Here is a 25,835-nt window from a genome sequence, read left to right on the forward strand (position 1 = left end):
TTCTTTTGGTTGCCGATGCGGGGAGTTACTCGGATCGTCACCGCACGGCCTTCCGGGGAGCGGTCAGTCCTCACCTCTGACGATGTTCCACTCCGACCCGGAGTTCGTGATTCCGGGAGTGGCCCGGTCCTCGACGGCGGGGAGGCAGGTCCGCAGCGCGGCCTTGCCGCGCAGACGGCGCGCCTTCGACCAGCCGGTCTCCGGTCGACGGACGGCGGGCTTCTCGCTCAGGATCATGGACGTCACAACTCATCATCTTCCTTCTGGGTCTGTTCCTGTTCGGGTAACCCGAGAGAAACCGAACAAACGCACGCAGAGTGTTCAGCGACCCAGTGCCAGCTCCGCCCACACCTGCTTTCCGCCGCTGACCGGCAGTGTTCCCCAGGTCGCCGAGAGTGCCTCGACGAGGAGGACGCCCCGGCCGCCGGTGGCCTCCCAGCCGATGCTGGTCGGTCTGACCGGGGAGCGGGGGGAGGCGTCGGCGACGGCGACGCGCAGGCGGTTGTTGATCAGGGTGAGGTCCATGCGGACCTGGCCGTCGGTGTGGACGAGGGCGTTGGTGACGAGTTCGGAGACGATCAGGAGGGCGGCGTCGACGTCCTCGGTGACGCCCCAGGAGCGCAGGGTGCGCCGGGCGAAGCGGCGGGCGTGCCCGACCGCCTGCGGCACGCGCCACACCGTCCAGCTCTCCCGCAGCGGGCGCAGGTCCATGCCGTCGTAGCGCAGCAGGAGCACGGCGACGTCGTCGCTGCGCTGGGCGTTGCCGAGGAGGGCGTCGGCGACGAGCCCCAGGTCGACGGGGGCGGATGCGGCAAGCTGGTCGGCGAGGCGTTCCATGCCCTCGTCGATGTCGGAGTCGGGCGTCTCGACGAGTCCGTCCGTGACCAGGGCGATCAGGGTGCCGGGCGGGAGCCGGAGCGGGCTCATGGGGAAGTCGGCCTGGGTGATCACCCCGAGGGGCGGGCCGCCCTCGGCCTCGGCGATCTCGGTCGTGCCGTCCGGGTAGCGCAGCACCGGCGGCAGGTGCCCTGCGCGCACGCACCAGGCGGAGCCCTCCTCCAGGTCGATGTCGACGTAGGCGCAGGTGGCGAAGAGGTCGCTCTCCATGTCCATGAGGAGCCGGTTGGCGTGGGAGACCACCACGTCCGGCGTGTGGCCCTCGACGGCGTAGGCGCGCAGGGCGGTGCGCATCTGGCCCATGAGGGTGGCGGCGCCGGCGCTGTGGCCCTGGACGTCGCCGATGACGAGGGCGACGTGGTGGTCGGGCAGCGGGATGACGTCGTACCAGTCGCCGCCGAGCTCCAGCCCCGCCGTGCTGGGCAGATAGCGGGTGACGGCCTCGGCGCCCGGCAGCCGGGGCAGGCGGCGGGGCAGCAGCTGACGCTGGAGCATGCCGACGAGTTCGTGTTCGGCGTCGAAGGCGCGGGCCCTTGTCAGGGCCTGTCCGGCGAGGCCTGCGCAGGCGGTGAGCAGGGCGCGTTCGTCGGAGCCGAAGTCGTGCGGTGTGTCCCAGCCGATCAGGCAGGCCCCGGCCATGCGGTTGCCGGCGGGCAGCGGCAGGACGGCGAGGCCCCCGGGTCCGACCTCGGCCAGGCCGCGTTCCAGGGCGCTGCCGGCGGGCCAGATCCGGGCGCGGCCCTCGCGCAGGGCGGCGGCGAGGGTGGGCATGGCGCGCACGGGCGCGTCGGGCCACTCGGTGCGCCACTCCCGGCGCCACAGCTCGGGCCAGGCCTCGGGTTCGGGCGGGTCGAGGACGGTGACGACGAGCCGCTCGCTCTCCAGCTCGGCGAGCGCGAGGCGGTCGGCCCTGAGCGGCCGGCGGAGGGCGGCGACGACGGCCTCGCCGACGTCGCGGACGGTGACGGCGGTGGCGAGCGCGGTGGCCAGGCGCTGGACGCGGGCCACGTCGGTGACGTCGGACCGCAGCGTGGAGGCGTCGTCGACGGTGCCCACGAGCCGCGCGGAATGGCCCACGCCGCCGGGCAGGAGGCGCCCGCGCAGCCTGAGCCACTTCGGCGGTCCGGTGGGCTGGAGCACCCGGAACTCCAGCTCCCGGTCGCCGATGGACATGTGGTCGGCCTCCACCACGGACATCAGCGAGGGCAGGTCCTCCGGCACGGTCAGGCCGAGCAGGGTCTCGACCCGGCCGTCGAAGTCGTCGGGGTCCAGGCCGAACAGGTCCAGCAGGTCGTCGCCCGCCCGGACGCGGCCGGTGTCCATGGCGAGACTGAACGCGCCGGGCGGCAGTTCACCGCCCTCGGCGGGCGCGGCGGGTGCGGGGAAGGCGACCGCCTCGGAGATGAGCTGGAGGCATGCGCGGTCGTCGGTGTCGAATCCGCCGGGGCGATCGCACACGGCGAGCAGACAGCCGCCGCCGTCCCCGTGGACGGGCAGGACGGTCAGGAAGAAGTCCCGGGAGGGCACGCGCCGGGCCTGGACGTGCTCGGCGAGTTCCGCGGGGCCCAGCGAGACGGGGCGTCCGCCGCGGTGGGCCTCGGCGACCGGGGACCGCCCGGCGCGCGGATAGCTGTCGCGCAGCCCGTACAGGGTCCTGGGCACCCCGGCCGACTCCACCAGGCGCAGCAGCTCGCCGTCCTGGCCGGGGGTGTACAGGGCGGCGAACGCGGCGCCGGCGAAGACGAGGGCCTGTTCCAGCACCCGGTGCACGCGTTCCGGCGATTCCTGATCGGCCGCGATCGCCTTGAGGGCACTTTCGGCACGCAGCGTTCGCGTTCTGCGTTCTCGGGGTTCCGGTGCGCCCTCACTGACCACGTTGGCCATTACAGCGCTTATGCGACACCCGCGCAGCCCCTATGGGCGTTCCGTGGACCAGCAGCGACGCGTCCGCTCGAACGGAACCGAACAGGTCTTTACCTATGCGTTCCGCACGCCGTTCTCGTGACAGCCGTGACTGTCCGGGCCCGGCGCGTGGCTGGAAAGCTCGGTGCTGATCACGGAGGGGGACGCATGGACAAGCGGTACGAGGTGTACGCGCTGGCCGACCGGCACTTCTACGAGACACCGGACCGGCTGGCGCGAGGCGGGCAGGAGGCCTCGCAGGAGGCGGCCGCGCACCTCTACGAGACGGCCCGCCGGCCCGTGCCCGAGGGGTGGGAGACGGCGCGGATCGGCGACTGGCTGACGATGACGCCGCCCGGTCCGGACGGCGAACCGCTCCAGGGTCCCGCGCAGGGCTGGAAGATCCACGCCTCCGCGACCCGGGCGAACGCGGAGAAGATCGCCGGGATCGTCTGGGACTACTGCGTCGAGCGGCGCGTCCCCTTCAAGTTCGTGCCCGGCCCGCACCTGCTGCACCTGCGCAACACCAAGTACGCGCCCCGTGACGGCAGCGGCAAGTTCGTCACCGTCTATCCCGCCGACGAGGAGCAGCTGCACGAGGTGCTGCGCGAGCTGGGCGCGCTGCTGGAGGGCTTCGAGGGGCCGTACATCCTCACCGATCTGCGCTGGGGCGAGGGTCCGCTGTACGTCCGCTACGGCGCCTTCGCGCGCTCGTTCGTGGTGGACGAGCGGGGCTCGCTGGTGCCGGCGGTGCGCGACGGCGCGGGGACGCTGGTGCCGGACCGGCGGTCGCCGTCCTTCCAGGTGCCGGAGTGGGTGACGCTGCCGGCGTTCCTCCAGCCGCATCTCGACGCGCGGAACAACACGACGACGGGCGAACTGCCGTACCGCATCGAGAAGGCGCTGCACTTCTCCAACGGCGGCGGTGTGTACGTGGGCACCGACACCCGAGACGGCCGCAAGGTCGTCCTCAAGGAGGGCCGGCCGCACGCGGGGCTCGCCTCGGACGGGGCCGACGCGGTCGCCCGGCTGGAGCGGGAGAAGCAGGCACTGGAGCAGGTGGCGGGCACGGGCGTGGTCCCGGAGGTGCGGGACTGGTTCGAGCTCGGCGGCCACCGGTTCCTGGTGATGGACTTCCTGGAGGGCCGTCCCCTCAACTCGTTCTTCGCCGAGCGGCATCCGCTGCTGGCCCAGGATCCCGACGCGGGGGCCGTCGCCGCCTACACGGCGTGGGCGCTGCGCATCCACCGCGAGGTGGAGGAGGCCGTGGCGGCGGTGCACGCCCGCGGCATCGTCTTCAACGACCTGCACGTCTTCAACATCATGGTCGCGCCGGACGAGGAGTCGGTCTTCCTCCTCGACTTCGAGGCGGCGGCCCCGGCCGAGGAGAACGGCCGCCAGGTCGTCGCCCACCCGGGCTTCTTCGCGCCGCCGGACCGCCGGGGCGCCGATGTCGACCGATACGCCCTGGCCTGTCTGCGACTGGCCCTGTTCCTGCCCGTGACCACGCTGTTCGTGGTGGACCGCGGCAAGGCGGCGCATCTGGCCGAGGTGATCTCCAAGGAGTTCCCCGATGTACCGCGGGGGTTCCTCGACGAGGCGGTCGCGGAGATCACACGGGAGGTGTCCGGCGCTGCGGTGGCCGCTCCCTCCGCGCCGGTGGACCCCGGCGACTGGCCCTACAGCCGCGACTCCATGGTCAAGGCGATCCTCGCCTCGGCCACCCCGGAGCGCGACGACCGGCTCTTCCCGGGCGATGTCGCCCAGTTCTCCGACGGCGGCGGGCTCGGGCTCGCCCACGGCGCCGCCGGGGTGCTGTACGCGCTGGACGCGGTCGGCGCCGAGCGGTACGAGGAGGGCGAGCGCTGGCTGCTCACCCGGACGGCACCGGCACCGGTCGGCACACCCCTCGGCCTGTACGACGGGCTCGCGGGCGTCGCCCTGGTCCTGGACCGGCTCGGGCACCGGCAGCGGGCGCTGGACCTGGTCGAGGGCATCCTCGCGGAGCGGTGGCAGAACCTCTCCTCCGACCTGCACGGCGGACTGGCCGGACTGGGTCTGGTGCTCGGCCGGCTGGCCGAGACGACCGGCGAGTCGGAGCTGCGCGAGCGGGCCGACGAGGCCGCGCGGATCCTCGTGCAGCGGCTCACCGAGCCGCCGCCTGCCACGCCCAAGCGGCGCGCCGGGCTGCTGCGGGGCGCGAGCGGTCCCGCGCTGCTCATGCTGCGGCAGTACGAGTGGACCGGCAAGGCGGGCTGGCTGGACGCCGCGGCCATCGCCCTGCGCCGGGACCTGGAGTCCTGTGTGACCCGCGAGGGCGGATCGCTGGAGGTCGACGAGGGCTGGCGGACCCTGCCCTACCTCGGCGACGGCAGCGCGGGACTCGGCATGGTCCTCGACGACCTCGTGGCGCACGCCCCCGATCTCGCCGGGGAGTTCGCGGCGGCACGCTCCGGTGTGCTGACCGCCGCCACCTCACGCTTCTACGCGCAGCCCGGGCTCTTCCAGGGCCGCGCCGGAATGATCCTGCACCTCAGCCGCACGACCGTGCCGGACGCGACCGCGGACCGGCTGGCCGGGCAGATCGCCGGGCTCGGCTGGTTCGCGATGGCGTACCAGGGCCAACTGGCCTTCCCCGGCCACCAGATGATGCGGCTGTCCATGGATCTCGCCACCGGAACGGCGGGGTGCCTGCTGGCGCTCGGCGCGGCCCTCGACCCGGCCACCGACGCCCACCTGCCGTTCCTCCCGCCGCCGAACCGGCGGCCTCTATGACGCGGTTCCGCGATCCCGCGGAGTCGTGACACAACCCCGTCCCCACGGATGACACGGACGGACACCCGATGAAAGGACACACCATGGCACTTCTCGACCTGCAGACGATCGAGTCGGAAGAGCGGACGGACGGCGCCGGCGCCAGCACGGTGAGCCTGCTCTCCTGCATCAGCGCCGCGAGCGTTCTGCTCTGTCTCTGACCGCGTCTGCGGTACGGCTCCGGGTGGCCTTCTCCCTTCGGGGACAGGGCCGCCCGGGGCCCCACCCGTTCCGCGAAAGGCCCCTATGACCCCGCGTGGTGACGACGACCCGGCGGCCGGAGCGGCCCGAGCGCTGCTGCGGGCGGCCACCCGGTACAGCGGGGCCCGCTGTGCGGCCCTGTGCCTGGTGAGCATCGCCGCGACCGGTGCCGGACTGCTGCTGCCCGCCGCGCTCGGCCGGGCCCTCGATCTTCTGCTGGCGCAGGCTCCGGCGACCCGCTGGGTGCTCTACTGCGCCGGCCTCGTGCTGCTGCTCGCGCTGTTCGACGCGGCGCAGACCGTCCTCACCGGCACCGTCGACGCCCGCAGCACCGCCTGGCTGCGCCGCACGCTGACCGGGCACGTCCTGGGTGTCGGTCCCCGGGCGGCCGACCGCTTCGGCTCCGGTGATCTCGTCGCCCGTCTGGTCGGCAACGCGGCCGAGGCGGGGACCACCCCCTCGGCCCGGGCGGCGCTCCTGGCTGCGCTCGCCGGGCCGGTCGGAGGTGTGGTCGCGCTCGGCCTGATCCACTGGTGGCTCGCGGCCGTCTTCCTCGCCGGAGCCCCCGTTCTCACCCTTCTGCTGCGCGCCGTCTCCCGTGACACCTCCGAGAGCGCGGCCCGGTATCAGCGGGCCCAGGGCCGGATCGCGGCCGCGCTGGCGGAGGCCGTCGAGGGCGTCCGTACCGTCCGGGCGGCGGGTACCGAGGACAAGGAGACCGCCCGCGTGCTGCGGCCGCTGCCCGAGCTGTCCGGGGCCGGACACCGTATGTGGCGGGTGCAGGGGCGGGCCGCCGCGCAGGCGGTCGCCGTGGCACCGCTGCTGCATCTCGGGGTCGTCGCCGTGGCCGGTGTGCTGCTCACCCGGGACCGGTTGTCGGTGGGGGACGTCCTCGCGGCCTCGCGGTACGCGGTGCTCGCGACGGGCGTCGGCGTCCTGGTCGGCCGGCTCGCGGGCCTGGCCCGGGCGCGGGCGGCGGCCCGGCGTCTCGGGGAGGTCCGGGCCGAGCCCGCGACCGGGTTCGGCGCGCACCCGCTGCCCGACGGGCCCGGGCGTCTGGAGCTGCGCGGTGTGACGGCCCGGCGCGGCGGACGGGTCGTCCTCGACGGCGTGGACCTCGTCGTGCCGGGCGGCACGACCCTGGCCGTGGTCGGCCCCTCCGGCGCGGGCAAGTCGCTGCTGGCCGCCCTCGCCGGACGGCTGGCCGACCCGGACGAGGGCGAGGTGCTCCTCGACGGGGTTCCGCTGCGCGACCTGCCGCACGCCGACCTGCGCGGTGCCGTGGGCTACGCCTTCGCCCGCCCGGCGCTCCTGGGTGGCACGGTCGGGCAGGCGATCGGCCTCGGCCTGCCGGACCCCTCCCCCGCCCGTGTCCGTGAGGCGGCCCGTACGGCCCTCGCCGACGACTTCGTCCGCCGTCTCCCCGACGGATACGACACGGCCGTCGCCGACGCCCCGCGCTCGGGCGGCGAGTCCCAACGGCTCGGCCTCGCCAGGGCGTTCGCCCACGGCGGCCGGCTGCTGATCCTCGACGACGCCCTCTCCAGCCTGGACACGGTGACGGAACGCCGCATCACCGACGCCCTCCTCGGCGACGGCCCGGGCGGTACCCGGCTGCTGGTCGCCCACCGCAGCGCGACGGCCGCGTGCGCCGACGCGGTGGCCTGGCTGGACGGCGGGCGAGTGCGGGCGGTGGGGCGGCACGAGGAGCTGTGGCGGCTCGCGGAGTACCGGGCGGCGTTCGGGGAGGAGACGGAACCGGCCGGTACGGGTGCGAGCGCGGAGGGGGGTGTGCCGGCATGACGGGCCGGATCCGTACGCGCGCGGCTTCCCAGGACGAAGGATCGCCGGGCGGAACCGGCCTTCCCTCCCGCGGTCTGCGCTTCCTGCTGGCCCGCCGCCCGGTGCTGCTCCGCCTGGTCGCCTGGTCCGTGCTCGAGACCGGGCAGACCTTCCTCATCGGGTACGGCCCCGCCCGCGCCCTGGACGAGGGGTTTCTGCGCGGCCGGGCGGACGTCGGGCTGATCTGGCTGGCGGTGACCGGGCTCGGTGTGCTCGTCGGCGCGTACGGGACCGCTCGGGTGTACGCCGCCGTCGCCGCGCTGGTCGAACCGCTGCGGGACCGGCTCGTGGAGCGGGTCGTCTCCCGCGGGGTGCGGACCGGTGACCCGGGATCGCTGTCCGGGCTCACGCAGCAGGTGGAGATCGCCCGGGACACCTTCGCCGGACTGGTGATGGTCTCCCGCTCCTTCGTGTTCACCGCCGCCGGTGCCCTGGCCGGTCTGTTCGCCCTCGCCCCGCCGCTGCTGCTCGTCGTCGGGCCGCCCCTCGTCGCCGGAGTGGCTCTGTTCGCGGCGACCCTGCGGCCGCTCGCCCGGCGGCAGGAGAGGTTCCTCGTCGCCGACGAGGCGCTGGCCGGCGAGCTGGGCGCGGTCTGTCCGGGCCTGCGGGACATCACCGCGACCGGCGCGGAGGCGCACATCGCCGCCGGCACCGGCGAACGGGTCGAGGCGGAGCTGCGGGCGGCGCGGGCCCTGGCCCACTGGAGCGTGCTGCGCGTGGCGTCCCTGGCGGTCGGCGGGCAGCTGCCGATCGTGCTGCTGCTCGCCGCCGCCCCCTGGCTCCTGGCCCACGGGGTCACCACCGGCGCCCTGGTCGGGGCCCTCGCCTATGTCACCCAGTCCCTGCTGCCCGCCCTGCGCAACCTGGTCCACGGTCTGGGCACCAGCGGCTCCCGTCTGACGGTGGTGCTGCGCAGGCTGGCCCGGACGGACCCCGGCGAGGCCACGGAGAAGTCGGAACCCATCGCTCCGGATGCCACCGAGGGCACGCCTCCGGCCTTCTCCCTCACCTCCGCCACCTTCGCCTACGGCCCCGCCAGCGCGCCCGTGGTCCAGGACCTCGACCTCGCCCTCCCGGCCGGTTCGCACCTGGCCGTCGTCGGCCCGAGCGGCGCCGGCAAGTCGACCCTCACCGCCCTCGTCGCCGGGCTCCTGACGCCGGACCGGGGGACGATCACGGTGGGCGGACACCCCGTGCCCGGGCCGGAGGCGGCCGCCGCGCGGGTGCTCATCCCGCAGGAGGCGTACGTCTTCGACGCCACCCTGGCCGAGAACCTCGCGTATCTGCGGCCGGACCCGGTGCCCGAGGAGGAGCTGCTCGCCGCGGCGGAGGCGGTCGGGCTCGCCCCGCTGGCCGGCCGGCTCGGCGGTCTCGACGCCCGGGTGGACCCGGCGGCCCTGTCGGCAGGCGAACGGCAACTGGTGGCTCTGACCAGGGCCTATCTGTCGTACGCCCCGCTCGCCCTGCTCGACGAGGCGACCTGTCATCTGGATCCGGAGACGGAGGAGCGCGCGGAGCGGGCCTTCGCCGCACGGCCGGGCGGGACCCTGGTGGTCGTCGCCCACCGCATCAGCTCGGCCCGGCGCGCCGGCCGGGTGCTGGTCATGGACGGCAGGAGCACGGCGTACGGCGATCACGAGGAACTGCTGCGGACCTCGGAGCTCTACCGGGACCTCGTCGGCAGCTGGGCGCCCGGCCCGTCCCGGCGGCGGTCAGAGCCAGCCCTGCCCCTGCGAGATGCGGATCGCGTCGATGCGGTTGCGGGCCCCGGTCTTGCGGGTGATGGCGGCCATGTAGTTGCGCACGGTCCCGTGGGACAGGTGCAGGCTTCCGGCTATCTCCGCGATGGAGGCTCCCTCGGCCGCGAGGGTTAAGACGCTCAGCTCCCTGCGGGTCAGCGGCATCTCGGCCGCCTTGAGGAAACCGAAGCCCAGCGAGTCATTGATGAAACGTTCCCCCTCAGCGACGCTGCGGATTCCGCGCAGCAGGTTCTGCGGCGAGCTCTCCTTGTCGACGTAGCCGAGCGCCCCGGCCTCGACCGCCCGCTTCAGCAGTCCGGGCCTGTTCGCGGTCGCGAGCACGAGTAATCGCGGACGCACCCGGTCCGGGCCCGGCCGGGTCAGCTCGCCGAGCGGTGGGATGCCGTAGGAGTCCGCGCACTCCAGGTCCGCCGCGCAGACGTCCGGGCGCACGGTCCGCATCAGGCCCGGGGCGCCGCGCCACGGCGTGTCGTACACCGCCAGATCGGGCTCTCCCCGCAGCCACTCGGCCAGTACCGATCTCACCAGACACTCGTCGTGCACCAACAGCACCCGGATCACTGCCACCCCCTAGATTCGCCGTACGCCCCCCTCGTCGTGTTGAGCGTCTGCTCCATTGTTCGCGATGGTGACCCTGCGTGGGCGCGAAGATCCAGCCATCAAGGTGCGTGGGGGCGCACGCGCGGCGCCCGTACGCCCGGCCGCGCTTCGACTTCGGCGGCATGGGAATCGGTGCTCGGGGTACGCGAGCGCCCTCGACGGAACCCGAAGACTGTAACCGACGGTAACGGCGGGTCGCCCGGGTGCCGCTCGTCGTGCGCGACGGGCCGCCAGGGTGGAGATTTGTTCCTGAGCCCGGTCGCGCGGCCGTGCGAGGAGGTGGTCGGCGTGTCCGACGGGCAGTCGTCCGCACAGGCGCCGGCAGCCGCCGGGACGCCGGTCGGCCGTCCGCTGCTGTCCCTGGCGCTGGCCTCGTTGATGGACGAGGTGCACGCCCACTCCGGCGCGGTGTACCTGATGGCGCCGGATCAGCCCGTGCTGGAGATGGCGGTGATGGCCGGGCTGCCCCGGGCGTTCGCGGCTCCCTGGGAACGGGTGGGGCTGAGCGCGCCGATCCCGGTCGCCGACGCGGCGCGCGAGCGGCGACTGGTCTGGGTCGGCGGCGAGGAGGCGATGGCCCGCCAGTATCCGCGGATCGCCGTGGTGCTGCCCTATCCGTTCGCGCTGGCCGCGGTGCCGGTGGCCACCGAGACCACCGTCTACGGCGCGGTCTTCGTGACCTGGCCCGGCGCCCATCCGGAGGAGCTGTCCGACCACGAGCGCGAGCATCTGACCGCGGCCTGCGACCGGCTCGCGGTGCGGCTGGAGCGGGCGGCCGAACTCAGCATCCCGCCGCACCCCGAGACCGACATGCTGGCCTCGCCCCTGGTGGGCGGGATCGCCGGCACGCTGGGCACGGTCGAGGCGGCCCGGATGGTGAGCCGGCTGCCGTACGGGCTGGTCTCGCTGGATCTGCACGGGCGGGTCGGCTTCGTCAACGCGGCGGCGGCCGAGCTGCTGAACGTGCCCGTCAGCCGGCTGCTCGGCACCCAGCTGTGGGCGTCGGTGCCGTGGCTCAACGACCCGGTGTACGAGGACCGTTACCGGGCGGCGCTGATGAGCCAGCACACCACCTCGTTCGTGGCGCTGCGCCCGCCCGGTGAGTGGCTGTCGTTCCGGCTGTATCCGAGCACCACGGGCCTCAGCGTCCGGATCACCAGATCGCGGGCCGTGTCGGAGATGAACCGGGCCGCGCCCTCGCCCGACGGGACGCCGTCCCGGCTGGTCACCATCTCCCAGGTGCTGAATCTGGCCGGGGCGCTCACCGAGGCGGTCGGGGTGCAGGACGTGGTGCAGCTCGTCGCGGACGAGATCGCCCCGACCGTGGGCAGCCAGGCCCTGGTCGTGCTGGGCTCGCGGGCGAACCGGCTGCGCGTGCTCGGGCATCGCGGGTACCGGGACGCGCACACGGTGGAACAGTTCGACGGGATGCCGCTCACCGAGCCGATGCCCGGCACGAAGGTGCTGCGCACGGGCGTGCCCGCGTTCTTCGAGTCGCGGGAACAGCTGGAGCGCCTCTACCCGGCGCGGCTGGCCACCCCCGACGGGTTCGCGGCCTGGGCCTATCTGCCGCTGATCGCCCAGGGGCGGCCGGTGGGGACGTGTGTGCTCTCCTTCACCGAGCCGCACCCCTTCCCGACGGAGGAGCGGGCGGTGCTGACGAGCCTGGCCGGACTGATCGCCCAGGCGCTGGAGCGGGCGCTGCTCTACGACGCCAAGCACCGGCTCGCGCACGGCCTCCAGGAGGCGCTGCTGCCGCACTCGCTGCCGTCGCTGCCCGGGATCGAGGCGGCCGGCCGCTATGTGCCGGCCACTCAGGGCATGGACATCGGCGGCGACTTCTACGACCTGGTGGGCACGCAGGGGACGGCGGCGGCGGTAATCGGGGACGTGCAGGGGCACAACGTCACGGCGGCCGGGCTGATGGGGCAGGTCCGCACCGCGGTGCGCGCGTACACGGCCGTGGGCCAGGCGCCCGAGGAGGTCATGCGCAGCACCAACCGGCTGCTGCTCGACCTGGGGTCCGACCTGTTCGCCAGCTGTCTGTACCTGCGGCTGGACCCGGCGCACGGCCGGGCCGTGATGTCCCGGGCGGGGCATCCGCCGCCGCTGCTGAGACGGCCGGACGGGCGGGTGCGCGTCCTGGACCTGGCCGGGGGGCCGCTGCTGGGCATCGACGCCTCGGCGGTGTACCCGACGACGGAGGTGGACCTCGCCCCCGGCTCGCTGCTCGTCCTCTACACCGACGGGCTGGTCGAGTCCCCCGGCACGGACTTCGAGGAGGCCCTCGCGGACCTGGGCCGGCGCCTGGCCGACGCCGGGGACCAGCCGCTGGACCAGCTGGCCGACAGTCTCGTTCATCAGGAGCGGCACCACCGGGACGGGGAGGAACGGCTCGACGACATCGCGCTGTTGCTGCTCAGGGCCGTCGGGTAGGTGTGCTGTCCGGGCACGGTACGCGCGGGGGCCGGTCCCCCCGCACGGGGACCGGCCCGGTGCACCGCCGTACGGTGCTCGAAGTGCCGGTGGGCCGGCCCGGTCCCGCCAGGAAGGGGGCGGGACCGGGGCGGCATCGTCGGACCGGCTCCGACGTTCTCAGGTCAGCGGGACTCGGTCAGACCCGAGTTGTCCTCGACGCCCTGCCCGGCGTCCTGACCGGCTCCGGCTTCCTCACCGGCACCGGCTCCCGCTTCCTCGCCTCCGGCCTGCTCGCCGGCACCTGCACCGGCCTCTTCACCGGCGCCGGCCTCCTCACCGGCGCCCGCACCAGCGCCCGCTCCGGCCTCCTCGCCCGCTCCGGCCTCCTCACCGGCACCGGCCTCTTCACCGGCGCCCGCGCCGGCTTCCTCGCCCGCACCGGCCTCTTCACCGGCACCGGCACCCGCGCCCGCGCCGCCCGCGCCGAGGGTCGCGCCGACCGCCTCCAGGGCGGTGGTCACCGGCTGGAAGAAGGTCTCGCCGCCGGCGGTGCAGTCACCGCTGCCGCCCGAGGTCAGGCCGATCGCGAGACCGTCCTGGGTGAACAGCGAGCCGCCGCTGTCGCCGGGCTCGGCGCAGACGTCGGTCTGGATGAGGCCGGTGACGGTGCCCTCGGGGTAGTTCACCGTGGCGTCGAGGCCGAGCACCTGGCCGTCGTTGAGCCCGGTGGTGCTGCCCATCCGGAAGACCTCCTGGCCGACGGTCGCCTCCGCGGCCTCGGTGATCGGGACGGTCTGGTCGCCGGTGTTGACCTCGCTGGGCGCCTCGGTCGCCGGGTCGTCGTACTTCACGAGCGCGAAGTCACCGTCGCCCGGGAAGGTCGACTGGTCGACGGTGGCGATCGGCTGGCCGCCCTGCGCGTCCGACCACTCGTTGCCGCCGAGGGTGCAGTGACCGGCCGTCAGGAAGGCGGGCGAACCGTCGCCCGCGGTGACGTTGAAGCCGAGGGAGCAGCGCGAGCCGCCCGCGAAGATGGCGTCGCCGCCGGAGACGAACGGCTTGAAGGTGCCCTCGGACTTCGACAGGGTCGCCATGTCGGCGCCGAGGCTCTTGACCGTCGATTCCAGTCTGTCCCACTTGGCGCCGGTCACGGTGCTGTCGGCGGTGACCCGCAGCTTGTTCGTGCGCGGGTCGATCGACCACGAGGTGCCCGCGATGGTCGCGTCGGACTTCAGGGTCTGCGCCCCGCTCTGCAGCTCCGACCAGCTGTTCTCGACCTCGCGGACCTGCGCGCCGGCCGCCTTCGCCTGGACGATGACGTTGTTGTTGTCGCCCGGTACGACGTTGACGATGAGCTGCTGGTTGTCGCCGTCGTAGTAGGAGCCGCCGAACGCCTCACCGAGGAGCCCGGAGAGCTGCGAGGCGAGATCCGAGGCGTCGCCCGCCTTCAGTGTCTTCGGCGCGGCGGCCGCGTCGTCGGACGAACCGTCCTGGGACGCGTTGGCGTTGGGGAGCAGGATCGCGGCCGCGCCGAGCGCCACCACGCCGCCCACCGCTATCGCGGCCTTGCGCTTCGGAATTCGCTTGTGACTCAAACTTCTCTCCTCCTGGGGGGACGGAGCCTTGCCGCCGTCCGGCAGCTTCTGGGGGGCGCCTGGATGGCTGTAGGTACGCAGGGGTCGCGTGGGGCGTTCAATCGCGTTTGCAAGTGATCCCTTCGCGTCGCGGAATCAGCCAACTCCCGCTGCCCGCGCACCGACCGCTCGGTCTTCGACTGCCCTGGTCACAGCGAGGGGCCGGGGGGAGGAGTCCGGCCGGCCGAGGACGGCGCCTGGCTTGATGACGATCTTTCGGCGACGGACCTCCTGACGGACCCGCCGAACCGACACGATCCGTATCCGCGCGGAAACGGTCTGTTGCGAACACCGAGTCGAATCCCGACTTCAGCGAATCTGCACATCGAATGCTCAACCCAGTCACCAAGCGGAGGGTTATCCACAAGCGGGAGGCGCCTGTCACGCCTTTGGGGTGGGAGTGCCGGATTCGCCGCCTCCGGATGCAAGGCGTCGGATGAGCCGATGCTGTGGCGCATGTGAAGAAGTCGCCACCGAGACGTGCGCACTCCTGCACCGATGGGTACCGCTGAGGCGCAAGTTCCCTGGTGAGACGCATGGTTGATTGGAAGCACGGACCCGCAGCGTGCTTTGATCCATCGCATCGCGGGAGCCGCTCAGGGCACTCCGGAAACGGGTGCCCGGCGCTCGCGGTCGCGGCCGTCATCTGTCCCCAGAGGGGGCCGCTCCCCCCTTATGAGATATCCATATGAAGGGAAGTTCCACCATGAACTCCACCCCCCAGGTTGAGACCGTCGAGATCGCCGACGCGCAGCTGGACGCCATCTCCGGTGGCCTGTCCGTGAACGCCGTCAACACCGTCACCGACACGGTCGACGGCATCGCCCCGGTCTCCGGCGTCGTCGACACCGCCGTCGGCACCGTCGAGGGTGTCACCGGCCTGAACACGGCCCCGGTCACCGGCCTGGTCTCCGGCCTCTGATCGAGCCTTGTGCCGATGACTCCCGGAACCGCAGCCGGCGGTTCCGGGATCTTCGGGTTCCGTGACCCTTTCCGTCACGGCGAAAAGAACCTCTTCTACGGGTGAGGGAAGTTCCTTGCAGTTCCGCCAACAGGCCCTCGCCAAGCTCCAGTCACCGGAGGAACTCGACCTCCCGGTGCGTTTCGCCCGCCCGCAGGGCTGGCTCGTGCTCTCGGTGACCGTGGTCGCGATGGCGGCCGCCTCCGTGTGGGCGGTGACCGGCTCGGTGGCCTCCACCGTCAGCGCACCCGCCATCCTCACGCACGGGCAGGGCAGCTACCTCCTCCAGAGCCCCGTCGCGGGCCAGGTCACCGCGGTCCTCGTGAAGCAGGGCGAGCAGGTGACCGCGAACTCCCCCGTGCTCAAGGTCCGTACGCCCAAGGGCGAGACCGTCGTCCGCGCGCTCGACGCGGGCCGGGTCTCCGGGCTCGCCGCGACCGTCGGGCAGATCATCCAGACCGGCGCGAACGTGGCCGCCGTCGAGAAGGTCGCCCACACCAAGGACGCGTTGTACGCGACCGTCTACGTCCCCGCCGAGAACGCCGCCTCGATCCCCGACGACGCCTCCGTGGACCTGACCGTGCAGTCGGTGCCGACCCAGGAGTACGGCGTGCTGCGCGGCCATGTGAAGTCGGTGGACCGCGCGGCCCAGTCCCCGCAGCAGATCTCCGCGTTCCTCGGGGACAGTCAGCTCGGCGAGCAGTTCACCAAGAAGGGCAGGCCCGTGGCCGTGACGGTCCGGCTGGACAAGTCGTCCGCCACGAAGAGCGGATACAAGTGGTCGTCCGCGGACGGGCCGCCGTACAAGCTGTCCTCGATGACGATGGCCTCGGGCTCGATCCGGCTCACCGACCAGCGTCCCGTCGACTGGCTGCTGCCATGAGCGCCACCGCACAGGAGCCCCGGAGCAGGCGCCGCGCGGCCCCGCCGAAGCGCAAGGTGCCCAAGGCCGCCGCGAAGACCGTCCGTACGCCCACCGTGCTCCAGATGGAGGCCGTCGAGTGCGGCGCCGCCTCCCTGGCGATGGTGCTCGGCCACTACGGCAAGCACGTCCCGCTGGAGGAGCTGCGCATCGCCTGCGGCGTCTCCCGCGACGGCTCGCGCGCCAGCAACCTCCTCAAGGCGGCCCGCTCCTACGGCCTGACGGCCAAGGGCATGCAGATGGACCTGGCCGCCCTCGCCGAGGTGAAGTCGCCGGCCGTCCTGTTCTGGGAGTTCAACCACTACGTCGTCTACGACGGCATGGGCCGCCGCTTCGGCCGCCGCGGCGTCTACATCAACGACCCCGGCAAGGGCCGCCGCTTCGTCCCGATGGAGGACTTCGACGGCAGCTTCACCGGTGTCGTGCTGGTCATGGAGCCCGGCGAGGACTTCACCCGGGGCGGCCGCAAGCCCGGCGTCCTCGGCGCGATGCCCGCCCGGCTGCGCGGCACCGCGGGCACGATGCCCGCCGCGGTGCTCTCCAGCCTGCTGCTGGTGGCGGTCGGCGCGGCGGTGCCCGCGCTCAGCCGCACCTACATCGACGAGTTCCTGATCGGCAACCAGACCTCGCTGCTCGGTGTGCTGTTCGCGTCGATGGGCGCGTGCGTGCTGCTCACCGTCGTGCTGACCTGGCTCCAGCAGGCCAATCTGCTGCACGGCCGCATCATCTCCTCCACCCTGTCCAGCGCCCGCTTCCTGCGGCATCTGCTGCGGCTGCCGGTGACGTTCTTCTCCCAGCGCAGCCCGGCCGACCTCGTACAGCGCCTGCAGTCCAACGACGCGGTCGCCGAGACCCTGTCCCGCGACCTCGCGGCGGCGGGCGTGGACGCCATCGTGGTCGTCCTGTACGCGGTGCTGCTGTACACCTACGACCCGCAGCTCACCTTCGTCGGCATCAGCGTGGCACTGCTGAACATCGTGGCGATGCGGGTGGTCGTACGGCTGCGCGCGACCCGGACGGCGAAGCTGCGCGCCGACACCGCCCGGCTCACCAACACCGCCTACACCGGTCTTCAGCTCATCGAGACGATGAAGGCGACCGGCGGCGAGGACGGCTACTTCCGCAAGTGGGCCGGGCAGCACGCCACCACGCTGGAGGAGCAGCAGCGGCTCGGTGTGCCGAGTGCCTGGCTGGGCGTGGTCGCGCCGACCCTGGCCACCCTCAACAGCGGGCTCATCCTCTGGATCGGCGGTATGCGGGCGGTCGAGGGCCATATCTCGGTCGGCCTGCTGGTCGCCTTCCAGGCCTTGGTCGCCCGGTTCACGGCCCCGCTGACCCGGCTCAACGGCGTCGCGGGCCGCATCCAGGACTTCGCGGCCGACGTGGCCCGGCTGAAGGACGTGGAGAACTTCAAGGCCGACCCGCTCTACGGGCGGCCCGATTCCGGCGAGTCGACGCGCCGGCTCCAGGGCCATGTCGAGCTGGAGAACATCACCTTCGGCTACAGCCCGCTCGACAAGCCGCTGCTCACGGGCTTCGACCTGACGGTCGGGCCGGGGCGGCAGGTCGCGCTGGTCGGCGGTTCCGGCAGCGGCAAGTCCACGGTGTCGAGGCTGATCTCCGGCCTGTACGCGCCGTGGGAGGGCGTGATCCGCATCGACGGGCAGCGCATCGACGACATTCCGCGCGGGGCGCTGGCCGCCTCCGTCTCCTTCGTCGACCAGGACGTGTTCCTCTTCGAGGGCACCGTCCGCGACAACGTGGCGCTGTGGGACCCCTCCATCCCGGACGACGCGGTGGAGGACGCGCTGCGGGACGCCGCCCTGTACGACGTGATCACCCGCCGTCCCGGCGGCATCCACAGCAAGGTCGAGCAGGACGGCCGCAACTTCTCCGGCGGGCAGCGCCAGCGGCTGGAGATCGCGCGGGCGCTGGTGCGCCGGCCGAGCATCCTGGTGCTCGACGAGGTGACGAGCGCGCTGGACGCGGAGACCGAACTGGTCGTGATGGACAACCTGCGCCGGCGCGGCTGTGCCTGCGTGGTGATCGCGCACCGGCTCAGCACCGTGCGCGACAGCGACGAGATCGTCGTCCTGGAGCACGGCACGGTCGTGGAGCGGGGACGGCACGAGGAGCTGGTGGCGCGCGGCGGCGCGTACGCCACGCTGGTCAGGGAGCGGTGAGATGACGACCGTTCAGGGACATGAGGGCGACCTCGTCCTGGGCGCCTTCGGGCAGATGGGCTCGCGCATCGACTGCGCCGGGTTCAACCGTCTCGACCTGGAGGGGCCGCAGGTGCTGTGGCTCGTCGTCTCCGGCGCCGTGGACCTGTTCGCGGTGGACGCCGGCGAGCAGGGCCACTGGCATCACCTGGGACGTCTCGAGCCGGGCTCGCTGGTACTCGGACCGGTGCCGGGCCCGCAGCACACGCTGGTGGCCCGCCCGCTGCGGGACTGCGTGGTGCACCGCATCGGCCTGCGCGAGCTGTACCAGCCCGCCGACACCGCGACCTGGTCGTACGACGAGTACGGCAATCCGCAGTACGTGCCGCCGACGACGTCTCCGCTGGAGTACGCGCTAGCCCTGGGCGTCGGCCGCAGTCTGTCCATCCTGTTCCAGGCGCCGATGGCGACCGAGCGGGCCGCGGCGCCCACGGACGACGACGTGTTCTGGATGCAGGTGCCGCCGGGCAGCGTGCAGTACGGCTCGCTGTACGGCGCGGAGGCCGCGGCCGATCTGCTGATGGACCCGGGCCTGTGGCAGAGCATGGTCGACCAGCAGTACCGGCTGCTGACCACGCTGGACCGCTGGATCGAGCAGCTGGAGCGCACCCACGAGACGCGCACGGCCGAGGGCATCAAGGCCGGTGAGGCGGTCCGCGCCCAGGCCGACCAGACGCTGCTGGCCTCCATCGGCAAGCGGTCCTCGAAGCGGACCACCTCGGCGGACGCCGACGCCTCGTACGCGGCGTGCAGGCTGGTCGGCCAGGCGGCCGGGATCAAACTCACCGAGCCCACCCAGAAGGGCACCGGCGGCGACCGCCTCGACCCGGTCGAGCAGGTCGCGCTGGCCTCCCGGGTCCGTACCCGGGCCGTGCGCCTGGACGGCCGCTGGTGGCGGGACAACGTCGGGCCGCTGGTCGGTCACCGGGCCCTGTCGGGTGCGCCGGTGGCATTGCTGTGGCGGCGCGGCGGATATGTCGCCGTCCATCCGTCCACCGGGCGTGAGACGCCCGTCGAGAAGGCCAACGCGGACGAGTTCGAGCCGCGTGCGGTGATGTTCTACCGTCCGCTTCCCGAGCGGGGGCTCAGCCCGCTCGGGCTGCTGCGGTTCTGTATGCAGGGCATGCGCGGCGACCTGACCGGTCTGCTGCTGAGCGGCCTGGTGACGGTGGCGATCGGCGCGATGGTGCCCATCGCGACGGGCAAGGTGCTCGGCGAGTTCGTGCCGAAGGCGCAGACGAACCTGATCGTGCAGGTGTGCCTGGCGGTGATGCTCAGCAGCGTGGTGGCGGCGGCCTTCATGCTGTTGCAGAACCTCACCATCCTGCGCATCGAGGGCCGGATCGAGGCCACGCTCCAGCCGGCCGTGTGGGACCGGCTGCTGAGACTGCCGACGCGGTTCTTCACCGAGCGCTCCACCGGCGAGTTGGCCAGCGCGGCCATGGGCATCAGCTCGATCCGCCGGCTGCTGGCGGGAGTCGGGCCGACGGTCGCCCAGTCGGTGACCATCGGGGCGATGAACCTGGGGCTGCTGCTGTGGTTCAGCGTGCCGATGGCGATGGCCGCGATCGGCATGCTCGTCGTCATCGCGGCCGTGTTCCTGGGGCTCGGACTGTGGCAGGTGCGCTGGCAGCGGCGGCTGGTGGTGCTCTCCAACAAGCTGAACAACCAGGCCTTCCAGACCCTGCGCGGTCTGCCCAAGCTGCGGGTGGCCGCCGCCGAGAACTACGCGTACGCCGCGTGGGCGTCGGAGTTCGCGCGCAGCCGTGAGCTCCAGCAGAAGGTCGGGCGCATCAAGAACCTCTCGACGGTGCTGGGCGCGGTGTATCTGCCGCTGTGCACGCTGCTGATGTTCATGCTGCTGGCCGGCCCGGCCCGGGGTTCGATGTCGGCGGCCGCGTTCCTCACCTTCAACACCTCGGTGACGATGGTGCTGACCGCCGTCACCCAGCTGACCGGCTCGTTCGTCTCCGCGGTGGCGGCGCTGCCGTTGTTCGAGGAGATCAGGCCGGTGCTGGACGCGACGCCGGAGGTGCGCGTCGCGAGCACCCGGCCGGGTCCGCTGTCGGGCGCGATCGAGGCCCGGCGGGTGTCCTTCCGGTACTCGGACGACGGTCCGCTGATCCTGGACGAGGTGTCGTTCGAGGTGAAGCCGGGCGAGTTCGTCGCGGTCGTCGGCCCCAGCGGCTGCGGCAAGTCGACGCTGCTGCGCCTGCTGATCGGCTTCGACCGGCCGCTGTCGGGCAGCGTGCTGTACGACGGGCAGGACCTGGGGGCTCTCGACCAGTCGGCGGTGCGCCGCCAGTGCGGTGTGGTGCTCCAGCACGCGCAGCCGTTCACCGGCTCGATCCTGGACGTCATCTGCGGGACCGAGCCGTACACGCCGGAGGAGGCGATGGCGGCGGCCGAGATGGCGGGCCTGGCCGAGGACATCAAGCGGATGCCGATGGGGCTGCACACCATCGTCTCGGGCAGCGGCGCGGTCTCCGGCGGTCAGCGTCAGCGGCTGATGATCGCGCAGGCGCTGATCCGCCGGCCGCGGATCCTCTTCTTCGACGAGGCGACCAGTGCCCTCGACAACGAGACGCAGCGCACGGTCATCGAGAGCACCAAGGCGCTCAACGCGAGCCGGGTCGTCATCGCGCACCGGCTGTCCACGGTGATGGACGCCGACCGGGTCGTGGTGATGGAGGACGGCAAGGTCATCCAGCAGGGCCCGCCCGCTCAGCTGCTCGCCGACACCAGCGGCCGGCTGCACGAGCTGGTGCGGCGCCAGATGGCGTGAGAGGTCACTCCGCCCCGGGCACCGGGGCGCCGGAGGGCACCCCGGCCGCTACATAGGCGGCGTACAGCTCCCGCCAGGGCGCGTCGGCCCCGGCGTGCGGACCGGCGGGACGCTCGCCGCGCGCCCTGGCGTCCAGGGCGGTCAGGCACACCTCCCAGCCGGCGCCGTTGCGGGCTGCGGAATCCTGGGCCTGGAGGACGTTGGTGAGCGTGAGTCGGGTGCGCTTGTCCTCGGTCTCCTCCAAGTCGAAGCGCAGTTCGTCCCCGCCCCACTCGAACGACAGGTGCCGGGGCGGGTCGACGGCGACGACCCGGCCCGTGGAGTCCGCCATGTGCGGGTCGCCGCTGAACCTGACCGTGCCGCCGGGGCGCAGCTCGATCTCGGCGCGGGAGGGGAACCAGCGTTCCAGTTCGTCCGGGTCGGTCACGAACTGCCAGACGCGGTCGACGGGGTGGTCGTAGGTGCGGGTGAAGCGGACGGCGGGGCGGCCGTCGTCCAGGGTCAGATAGGTGCCGGTGAGTTCGGCTGCCATGGCGGATCAGTCCTTCGGTGCGGGTGGTTCCGTGGTGTCCGGCGTCTCGTCGAGGCGGCGTCCCAGCACGTCGAGGCGCTCGTTCCAGAGCGCGCGGTACGGGGCGAGCCAGGCGTCGAGCGCGGCGATCGGGCCCGGGTCGAGGGCGTAGACACGGCGCTGCGCGTCCTGCCGGACCCGGACGAGTCCTGCCTCTCTCAGCACTTTCAGGTGCTTGGAGGTGCTCGGCTGGCTCAGTCCGCACGCCTCGACGATCTCACCGACGGCCCGGGGCCGCTCCAGGAGCAGCGCGACGATGGCCCGCCGGTGGGGGTCGGCGAGGGCGGTCCAGAGGGCGGCGTCGGACATGCCTCCAATATGCCTCTGCCGTTATATTCCAGTCAAGGAATACGACCAGGGTGCCCGTGTCCGATGGCATGACTTCGCCGCACTGCGCGCACAACTTCCGTTGCTCCGCCGCGTAATTGGGTACCCCCGCTCCATGCGAATCAGCGTGGTGGATGTGGGATCGAAGACGGTCAGACTGGTCGTCGCGGACGCTCAGGACGGTGTGCCGCTGCCGGTGCACACCTCCAAGTGGCGACTCAGGCTGTCCGAACAGGTCGCACCGGGGGAACCCATCCCTGAGCAGGCGGTCGGGCAACTCGTCGACGCGGTCGCCGAGGCGGGCCGGACCGCCACCCGGTGGGGTGCGGCCGGTCCGCTCGCCTTCGCGACGGCCGTGGTGCGCAACGCGCCGAACCGGGACGAGGTGCTGCACATCGTCCGCGCCCGTACCGGCATGGAGCTGTGCACCCTGCCGGGTGAGGTCGAGGCCGAGCTGACGTTTCTCGGGGCCCGGCGCTGGATGGGCTGGCGGTCGGGGCCGCTGGCCCTGCTCGACATCGGCGGCGGATCACTGGAAGTCGCCTTCGGACGCGGCCGGTTGCCCGACTTCGTGGCGTCGCTGCCGCTGGGCGCGGGGCGGCTCACCCACGAGTTCTTCGAGGAGGAGGACCCGCCGTCGCCGGAGCTGGTGCGGGCGCTGCGCCGCAGGGTCCGCCATCAGCTGCGGGACGTCGCGGCACGGATCCGCTGGGAGGGGCCGCGTACCGCGGTCGCCACCTCCCGTACCTTTCAGCAGCTGGGCCGGCTGTGCGGCGCCGCGCCCGGACGCCACGGCCCGTTCGTGGACCGGGAGCTGCACCGCGCGGGGCTGCGGGAGGCGATCACGACACTGTCCGCCCTGCCCGCCTCCGAACGCGCGCGCCTGCCCGGTATCTCCGCGCCTCGGGCCGCGCAGAGCCTGGCCGGCGCGGTGGTCGCGCACACCGCGATGAAGCTGACGGGCATCAGATCCGTCACGGTCTGCCCCTGGGCGATCCGCGAGGGCGTGCTGCTGCGGCACATCGAGGACGGTCCGTCCTGGTGGGCGGAGGTGACCCGCCGCAACGAGGAGGCCGCCCCTCCTGACCCGGTGCCGCTGCGCATCGCCGCCGCCGCGGCCCACTGATCACAGAACGCGGAGAGGAAACCCCATGTCGCACGACGAGAACCAGGACGCCTCCGGCGGGCAGCCCGAGACGGCCCTGGAGGAGGTCCTGCGCGAGATAGAGGACGCCGAGAACCGCGCCGAGGAATCCGCGCGGCAGCGGCGTCACCGGGGTGAGGCCGGCGACGCCGTCACACCGAACGAGCGTGCGCAGGAGGAGTCGGAGGGAGAGTGACGCGGGCGGGTGACCGGGCCCCGCCCGGGTACCCGGCGCGCATGGAGCACGACCGCGACGAACCGCGCCCGCCCACCCCGCGCGGCCCGCTGAGCAGGGGCGTCGAGGCGTACCTGCGGGGCGGGGGCCGGCTGCCCCGCCGCGAGGAGGTCGACCGGGCCGAGGTGTACGGCGACGATCTCCAGCTCGCCCTGTACCTCTGCTACGAGCTGCACTACCGCGGCTTCGCGGGAGTGGCCCCGGAGCTGGAGTGGGACCCTGACCTGCTGCGCACCCGGGCGGCCCTGGAGCACCGCTTCCTGTCCGCGCTGCGCACCGACGCCCGGGTCAACGACAGCCTGGACGAGGCACTGGAAGGCCTGCTGGTCGAGCCCGTCCACGGCACGGGTGTCACCCACTTCCTGTGTGACGAGGGCGAGCTGTGGCAGGTGCGCGAGTACGCGGCCCTGCGCTCCCTGTACCACCTCAAGGAGGCCGACCCGCACGCCTGGGTGCTGCCGCGGCTGTGGGGCCGGGCGAAGGCGGCGATGGCTGCGGTGGAGTTCGACGAGTGGGGCGGCGGCCGGGCCGACCGCGTGCACGCGCGGCTGTACGCGGACCTGATGACGGGCCTGGGCCTGGACAGCGCCTACGGCCGCTACCTCGACGCGGCGACCGCCGAGGCCCTGGTCACGGTGAACCTCATGTCCCTCTTCGGTCTGCACCGGGCCCTCAGGGGCGCCCTGGTCGGACACTTCGCGGCGGTCGAGATCACCTCGTCACCGGGGTCGCGGCGGCTCGCCGAGGCGATGCGCTGCACGGGCGCCGGACCCGCGGCCGAGCATTTCTACGACGAGCACGTCGAGGCCGACGCGGTGCACGAGCAGGTGGTGCGCCACGACGTCATCGGCGGTCTGCTGGAGCGGGAGCCGCACCTCGCCCCCGATGTCACCTTCGGGATCGACGCCACCGAGTTCGTCGAGGACCGCTTCGGCACCCGGCTGCTCACCGACTGGCGCGCGTCACGTTCGTCACTGTGTGCACCCCTTGCACAGGAAGCAACCCATATCTCCTGAATACGGGGTACTCGAGGGGCGTGAACCCACTGGCACCCCCGGGCGTCTACGCCCCGCAGGAGGACACCGAGCTGCTGGCCGGTGCCCTGTCCGACGAGCCGCTGCCTCCGGGCGCGGAGGTTCTCGACGTGGGCACCGGAACGGGCGCCCTGGCCTTGGAGGCCGCGCGCCGCGGTCTTCGGGTGACAGCCGTGGACGTGTCCCGGAGCGCCGTGTGGGCCGCGCGGCTGAACGCCCGGCTGGCGGGACTCCCCCTCCGTATCCGGCACGGGAATCTCTTCGATCCCGTGCGCGGGGAGACGTTCGATCTGATCCTGGCCAATCCGCCGTACGTGCCGGCGCCGAGGGGCGACCGGACGCCGCGTGGCGCGGCCCGCGCCTGGGACGCGGGCGGGGACGGACGGCTGGTCGTCGACCGGATCTGCCGGGAGATGCCCGCCCTGCTGCGTCCGGGCGGGGTGCTTCTGCTGGTGCAGTCGGCGCTGAGCGACCCGGACCTGACCGTCGGGAGGCTGCGCGTGTCGGGCCTGAAGGCGGCGGTGACGCGCCGGCACCGGATCGCGTTCGGGCCGGTGCTGCGCGGCCGGGAACGCTGGCTTCGGGGGCGGGGACTGCTGTCCGCCGCCGAGAACGAGGAAGAGCTGGTGGTCGTCCGTGCCGAACTCCCCGTCTGACCGATCAGCGCCGCCGCGGCGCGTAACCGTCCAGCGCAAGGGTCCGCTCCTGGTGGAGGGCCCGGTGGAGGTGGAGCTGGAGGACGGCTCCGTCGTCCGCTCCGACCGCTTCCGCGTGGCCCTGTGCACCTGCCGCCGCAGCCGCCGCTACCCGTGGTGCGACACGAGCCACCGCGACCGGGCGTGACCCGGGGGCGGGCCCCCGGGGCAAAGCCCGGGGGCCGGCGGGCGGCCCCACTCCGCCCGCCGGCCCCCTTGTACGAGATCGCAGATCCCCGCTACGGCAACCCGGCTCCCCAGCAACGGGCCGCCTCTTTCACGGGAACGGCGCGATCCCGGTCTCAGAACGCGAAGAGGCCCGAGCCGTGGGCGTTCTTCACGCAGTCGTTGGAGAACGTGCGCTCATAGGAGACGCGCTGGCCCTGCCAGACACCGTCGACCGTGACGACCACGGGGTCGTACTGCTTCGTACACATCACTCCGTCCCGGACGGTCAGGGCGTCGATGTTCCCGCCGACGCCCTGCAGTTCCGCACAGGCCGAGCCGGCCGCCGGGTGCGTGCCGCCGGACTTCGGGGCACAGGTCAGGGTGACCGCGCGTTCCGGGGTCACGGCGATCGCGCTCTCACCGTGGCCCACCGTGAGTACGAGGGCCGACGGGGCGTAGAGCGCGGTGGGGGCCTGACCCGGACTGGCGAGCGCGGACCCGGTGAGGGGTCCGCAGACGGCGGTGGCCGTCAGGCCGAGGGTCATGGCCCAGCGCGCGGTGTTCCGCATTGTGTGCATCCTTCCGCTCGATTACAGGGTGTGCCGATCCATGCTCGTTCGGTGCCGGATCGGCGAGCGCGAGTCTGCCGAGTCCACCGCCGAAACACACATCGACCCCACCGGTTTCAGTAACATTGCGTATT

At 72.9% G+C, this 25,835-nt stretch carries 20 protein-coding genes and 1 pseudogene; 14 read left to right on the top strand and 7 right to left on the bottom strand.

Annotated elements, in window-relative coordinates:
* Nucleotides 1-63: 63 nt before the first annotated feature.
* Together KJK29_RS01670 and KJK29_RS01675 are read right to left on the bottom strand one after the other, a co-directional pair.
* The gene (locus KJK29_RS01670) at nucleotides 64-246 is read right to left on the bottom strand and encodes a hypothetical protein (protein WP_215124619.1); all 183 of its coding nucleotides are present in this window, start codon (nucleotides 244-246) and stop codon (nucleotides 64-66) included.
* Between the two features lie 75 nt (nucleotides 247-321).
* Nucleotides 322-2,781 (bottom strand): SpoIIE family protein phosphatase, encoded by a 2,460-nt coding sequence (locus KJK29_RS01675; protein WP_215116792.1) that lies wholly within the window; start codon nucleotides 2,779-2,781, stop codon nucleotides 322-324.
* 186 nt (nucleotides 2,782-2,967) lie between these two features.
* On the opposite strand from KJK29_RS01675, the gene lanKC reads away from it, so the two are divergent.
* From lanKC to KJK29_RS39250, 4 genes are all read left to right on the top strand, one after another.
* Entirely contained in the window at nucleotides 2,968-5,574 is a 2,607-nt protein-coding gene (lanKC, locus tag KJK29_RS01680) for a class III lanthionine synthetase LanKC (RefSeq protein ID WP_215116793.1), read from the top strand.
* An 83-nt stretch (nucleotides 5,575-5,657) separates the two neighbouring features.
* Nucleotides 5,658-5,774, top strand: a complete 117-nt coding sequence (locus KJK29_RS01685; protein WP_190053208.1) for a SapB/AmfS family lanthipeptide — start codon at nucleotides 5,658-5,660, stop codon at nucleotides 5,772-5,774.
* Between the two features lie 85 nt (nucleotides 5,775-5,859).
* Nucleotides 5,860-7,617: an ABC transporter ATP-binding protein gene (locus KJK29_RS01690; protein ID WP_215116794.1), complete on the top strand. Its 1,758-nt coding sequence runs from the start codon at nucleotides 5,860-5,862 to the stop codon at nucleotides 7,615-7,617.
* Nucleotides 7,614-9,530 (top strand): ABC transporter ATP-binding protein, encoded by a 1,917-nt coding sequence (locus tag KJK29_RS39250; protein WP_321170378.1) that lies wholly within the window; start codon nucleotides 7,614-7,616, stop codon nucleotides 9,528-9,530. Before KJK29_RS01690 ends, KJK29_RS39250 begins: the two co-directional genes overlap by 4 nt.
* Here KJK29_RS39250 and KJK29_RS01695 read toward each other — a convergent pair.
* A pseudogene (locus KJK29_RS01695) lies at nucleotides 9,453-9,857 on the bottom strand (response regulator transcription factor); the annotation flags it as partial. The gene KJK29_RS39250 and the pseudogene KJK29_RS01695 overlap by 78 nt on opposite strands.
* Before the next feature lie 438 nt (nucleotides 9,858-10,295).
* Here KJK29_RS01695 and KJK29_RS01700 point away from each other — a divergent pair.
* Nucleotides 10,296-12,452, top strand: a complete 2,157-nt coding sequence (locus tag KJK29_RS01700; RefSeq protein ID WP_215124108.1) for a SpoIIE family protein phosphatase — start codon at nucleotides 10,296-10,298, stop codon at nucleotides 12,450-12,452.
* A 164-nt stretch (nucleotides 12,453-12,616) separates the two neighbouring features.
* Here KJK29_RS01700 and KJK29_RS01705 read toward each other — a convergent pair whose 3' ends face one another.
* Nucleotides 12,617-14,029 (bottom strand): S1 family peptidase, encoded by a 1,413-nt coding sequence (locus tag KJK29_RS01705; protein ID WP_215116795.1) that lies wholly within the window; start codon nucleotides 14,027-14,029, stop codon nucleotides 12,617-12,619.
* A gap of 745 nt (nucleotides 14,030-14,774) precedes the next feature.
* Here KJK29_RS01705 and KJK29_RS01710 point away from each other — a divergent pair.
* The 4 genes from KJK29_RS01710 to KJK29_RS01725 all read left to right on the top strand — a co-directional run bounded on the left by KJK29_RS01710 (nucleotide 14,775) and on the right by KJK29_RS01725 (nucleotide 20,958).
* Complete coding sequence (locus KJK29_RS01710) at nucleotides 14,775-14,990, top strand: type A2 lantipeptide (protein WP_184587045.1); 216 nt, start codon at nucleotides 14,775-14,777, stop codon at nucleotides 14,988-14,990.
* Nucleotides 14,991-15,105: 115 nt separating this feature from the next.
* Nucleotides 15,106-15,912, top strand: coding sequence for an HlyD family efflux transporter periplasmic adaptor subunit (locus tag KJK29_RS01715; protein WP_215116796.1), 807 nt, complete (start codon nucleotides 15,106-15,108; stop codon nucleotides 15,910-15,912).
* Complete coding sequence (locus KJK29_RS01720) at nucleotides 15,909-18,134, top strand: NHLP family bacteriocin export ABC transporter peptidase/permease/ATPase subunit (protein ID WP_215116797.1); 2,226 nt, start codon at nucleotides 15,909-15,911, stop codon at nucleotides 18,132-18,134. The genes KJK29_RS01715 and KJK29_RS01720 overlap by 4 nt, the downstream gene beginning before the upstream one ends.
* 1 nt (nucleotide 18,135) lies before the next feature.
* Complete coding sequence (locus tag KJK29_RS01725; RefSeq protein WP_215116798.1) at nucleotides 18,136-20,958, top strand: NHLP bacteriocin export ABC transporter permease/ATPase subunit; 2,823 nt, start codon at nucleotides 18,136-18,138, stop codon at nucleotides 20,956-20,958.
* A 4-nt stretch (nucleotides 20,959-20,962) separates the two neighbouring features.
* Here KJK29_RS01725 and KJK29_RS01730 read toward each other — a convergent pair whose 3' ends face one another.
* Both KJK29_RS01730 and KJK29_RS01735 read right to left on the bottom strand, forming a co-directional pair.
* Nucleotides 20,963-21,490: an SRPBCC family protein gene (locus tag KJK29_RS01730; protein ID WP_215116799.1), complete on the bottom strand. Its 528-nt coding sequence runs from the start codon at nucleotides 21,488-21,490 to the stop codon at nucleotides 20,963-20,965.
* 6 nt (nucleotides 21,491-21,496) lie between these two features.
* Nucleotides 21,497-21,838: an ArsR/SmtB family transcription factor gene (locus KJK29_RS01735; protein ID WP_215116800.1), complete on the bottom strand. Its 342-nt coding sequence runs from the start codon at nucleotides 21,836-21,838 to the stop codon at nucleotides 21,497-21,499.
* Nucleotides 21,839-21,971: 133 nt separating this feature from the next.
* Between KJK29_RS01735 and KJK29_RS01740 the strand changes: the two genes are divergently transcribed.
* The 5 genes from KJK29_RS01740 to KJK29_RS01760 are packed head-to-tail and all read left to right on the top strand — an operon-like array spanning nucleotide 21,972 to nucleotide 25,112.
* The gene (locus KJK29_RS01740) at nucleotides 21,972-22,982 is read left to right on the top strand and encodes a Ppx/GppA phosphatase family protein (protein WP_215116801.1); all 1,011 of its coding nucleotides are present in this window, start codon (nucleotides 21,972-21,974) and stop codon (nucleotides 22,980-22,982) included.
* A 25-nt stretch (nucleotides 22,983-23,007) separates the two neighbouring features.
* On the top strand, nucleotides 23,008-23,196 hold the full coding sequence (locus KJK29_RS01745; protein WP_215116802.1) for a hypothetical protein: 189 nt from the start codon (nucleotides 23,008-23,010) through the stop codon (nucleotides 23,194-23,196).
* A 41-nt stretch (nucleotides 23,197-23,237) separates the two neighbouring features.
* Nucleotides 23,238-24,251 carry an iron-containing redox enzyme family protein gene (locus KJK29_RS01750; RefSeq protein ID WP_215116803.1) on the top strand — a complete coding sequence of 338 codons (1,014 nt, stop codon included), beginning with the start codon at nucleotides 23,238-23,240 and terminating at the stop codon, nucleotides 24,249-24,251.
* Between the two features lie 20 nt (nucleotides 24,252-24,271).
* On the top strand, nucleotides 24,272-24,925 hold the full coding sequence (locus KJK29_RS01755) for a HemK2/MTQ2 family protein methyltransferase (RefSeq protein WP_215116804.1): 654 nt from the start codon (nucleotides 24,272-24,274) through the stop codon (nucleotides 24,923-24,925).
* Nucleotides 24,906-25,112 carry a CDGSH iron-sulfur domain-containing protein gene (locus tag KJK29_RS01760; RefSeq protein ID WP_184587059.1) on the top strand — a complete coding sequence of 69 codons (207 nt, stop codon included), beginning with the start codon at nucleotides 24,906-24,908 and terminating at the stop codon, nucleotides 25,110-25,112. The genes KJK29_RS01755 and KJK29_RS01760 overlap by 20 nt, the downstream gene beginning before the upstream one ends.
* Nucleotides 25,113-25,266: 154 nt before the next feature.
* Here the strand turns inward: KJK29_RS01760 and KJK29_RS01765 are convergent, their stop codons facing one another.
* Complete coding sequence (locus tag KJK29_RS01765) at nucleotides 25,267-25,701, bottom strand: protease inhibitor (protein ID WP_215116805.1); 435 nt, start codon at nucleotides 25,699-25,701, stop codon at nucleotides 25,267-25,269.
* Nucleotides 25,702-25,835: the final 134 nt, after the last annotated feature.

The organism is Streptomyces koelreuteriae (assembly GCF_018604545.1).
Classification (GTDB): Bacteria; Actinomycetota; Actinomycetes; order Streptomycetales; family Streptomycetaceae; genus Streptomyces; species Streptomyces koelreuteriae.

Excerpts from the sequence above, each read along its gene's own strand:
- KJK29_RS01675 (WP_215116792.1), bottom strand. The coding sequence starts at position 2,781 with ATGGCCAACGTGGTCAGTGAGGGCGCACCGGAACCCCGAGAACGCAGA.
- lanKC (WP_215116793.1), top strand. The coding sequence starts at position 2,968 with ATGGACAAGCGGTACGAGGTGTACGCGCTGGCCGACCGGCACTTCTAC.
- KJK29_RS01685 (WP_190053208.1), top strand. The coding sequence starts at position 5,658 with ATGGCACTTCTCGACCTGCAGACGATCGAGTCGGAAGAGCGGACGGAC.
- KJK29_RS01690 (WP_215116794.1), top strand. The coding sequence starts at position 5,860 with ATGACCCCGCGTGGTGACGACGACCCGGCGGCCGGAGCGGCCCGAGCG.
- KJK29_RS39250 (WP_321170378.1), top strand. The coding sequence starts at position 7,614 with ATGACGGGCCGGATCCGTACGCGCGCGGCTTCCCAGGACGAAGGATCG.
- KJK29_RS01710 (WP_184587045.1), top strand. The coding sequence starts at position 14,775 with ATGAACTCCACCCCCCAGGTTGAGACCGTCGAGATCGCCGACGCGCAG.
- KJK29_RS01720 (WP_215116797.1), top strand. The coding sequence starts at position 15,909 with ATGAGCGCCACCGCACAGGAGCCCCGGAGCAGGCGCCGCGCGGCCCCG.
- KJK29_RS01725 (WP_215116798.1), top strand. The coding sequence starts at position 18,136 with ATGACGACCGTTCAGGGACATGAGGGCGACCTCGTCCTGGGCGCCTTC.
- KJK29_RS01730 (WP_215116799.1), bottom strand. The coding sequence starts at position 21,490 with ATGGCAGCCGAACTCACCGGCACCTATCTGACCCTGGACGACGGCCGC.
- KJK29_RS01735 (WP_215116800.1), bottom strand. The coding sequence starts at position 21,838 with ATGTCCGACGCCGCCCTCTGGACCGCCCTCGCCGACCCCCACCGGCGG.
- KJK29_RS01740 (WP_215116801.1), top strand. The coding sequence starts at position 21,972 with ATGCGAATCAGCGTGGTGGATGTGGGATCGAAGACGGTCAGACTGGTC.
- KJK29_RS01745 (WP_215116802.1), top strand. The coding sequence starts at position 23,008 with ATGTCGCACGACGAGAACCAGGACGCCTCCGGCGGGCAGCCCGAGACG.
- KJK29_RS01750 (WP_215116803.1), top strand. The coding sequence starts at position 23,238 with ATGGAGCACGACCGCGACGAACCGCGCCCGCCCACCCCGCGCGGCCCG.
- KJK29_RS01765 (WP_215116805.1), bottom strand. The coding sequence starts at position 25,701 with ATGCGGAACACCGCGCGCTGGGCCATGACCCTCGGCCTGACGGCCACC.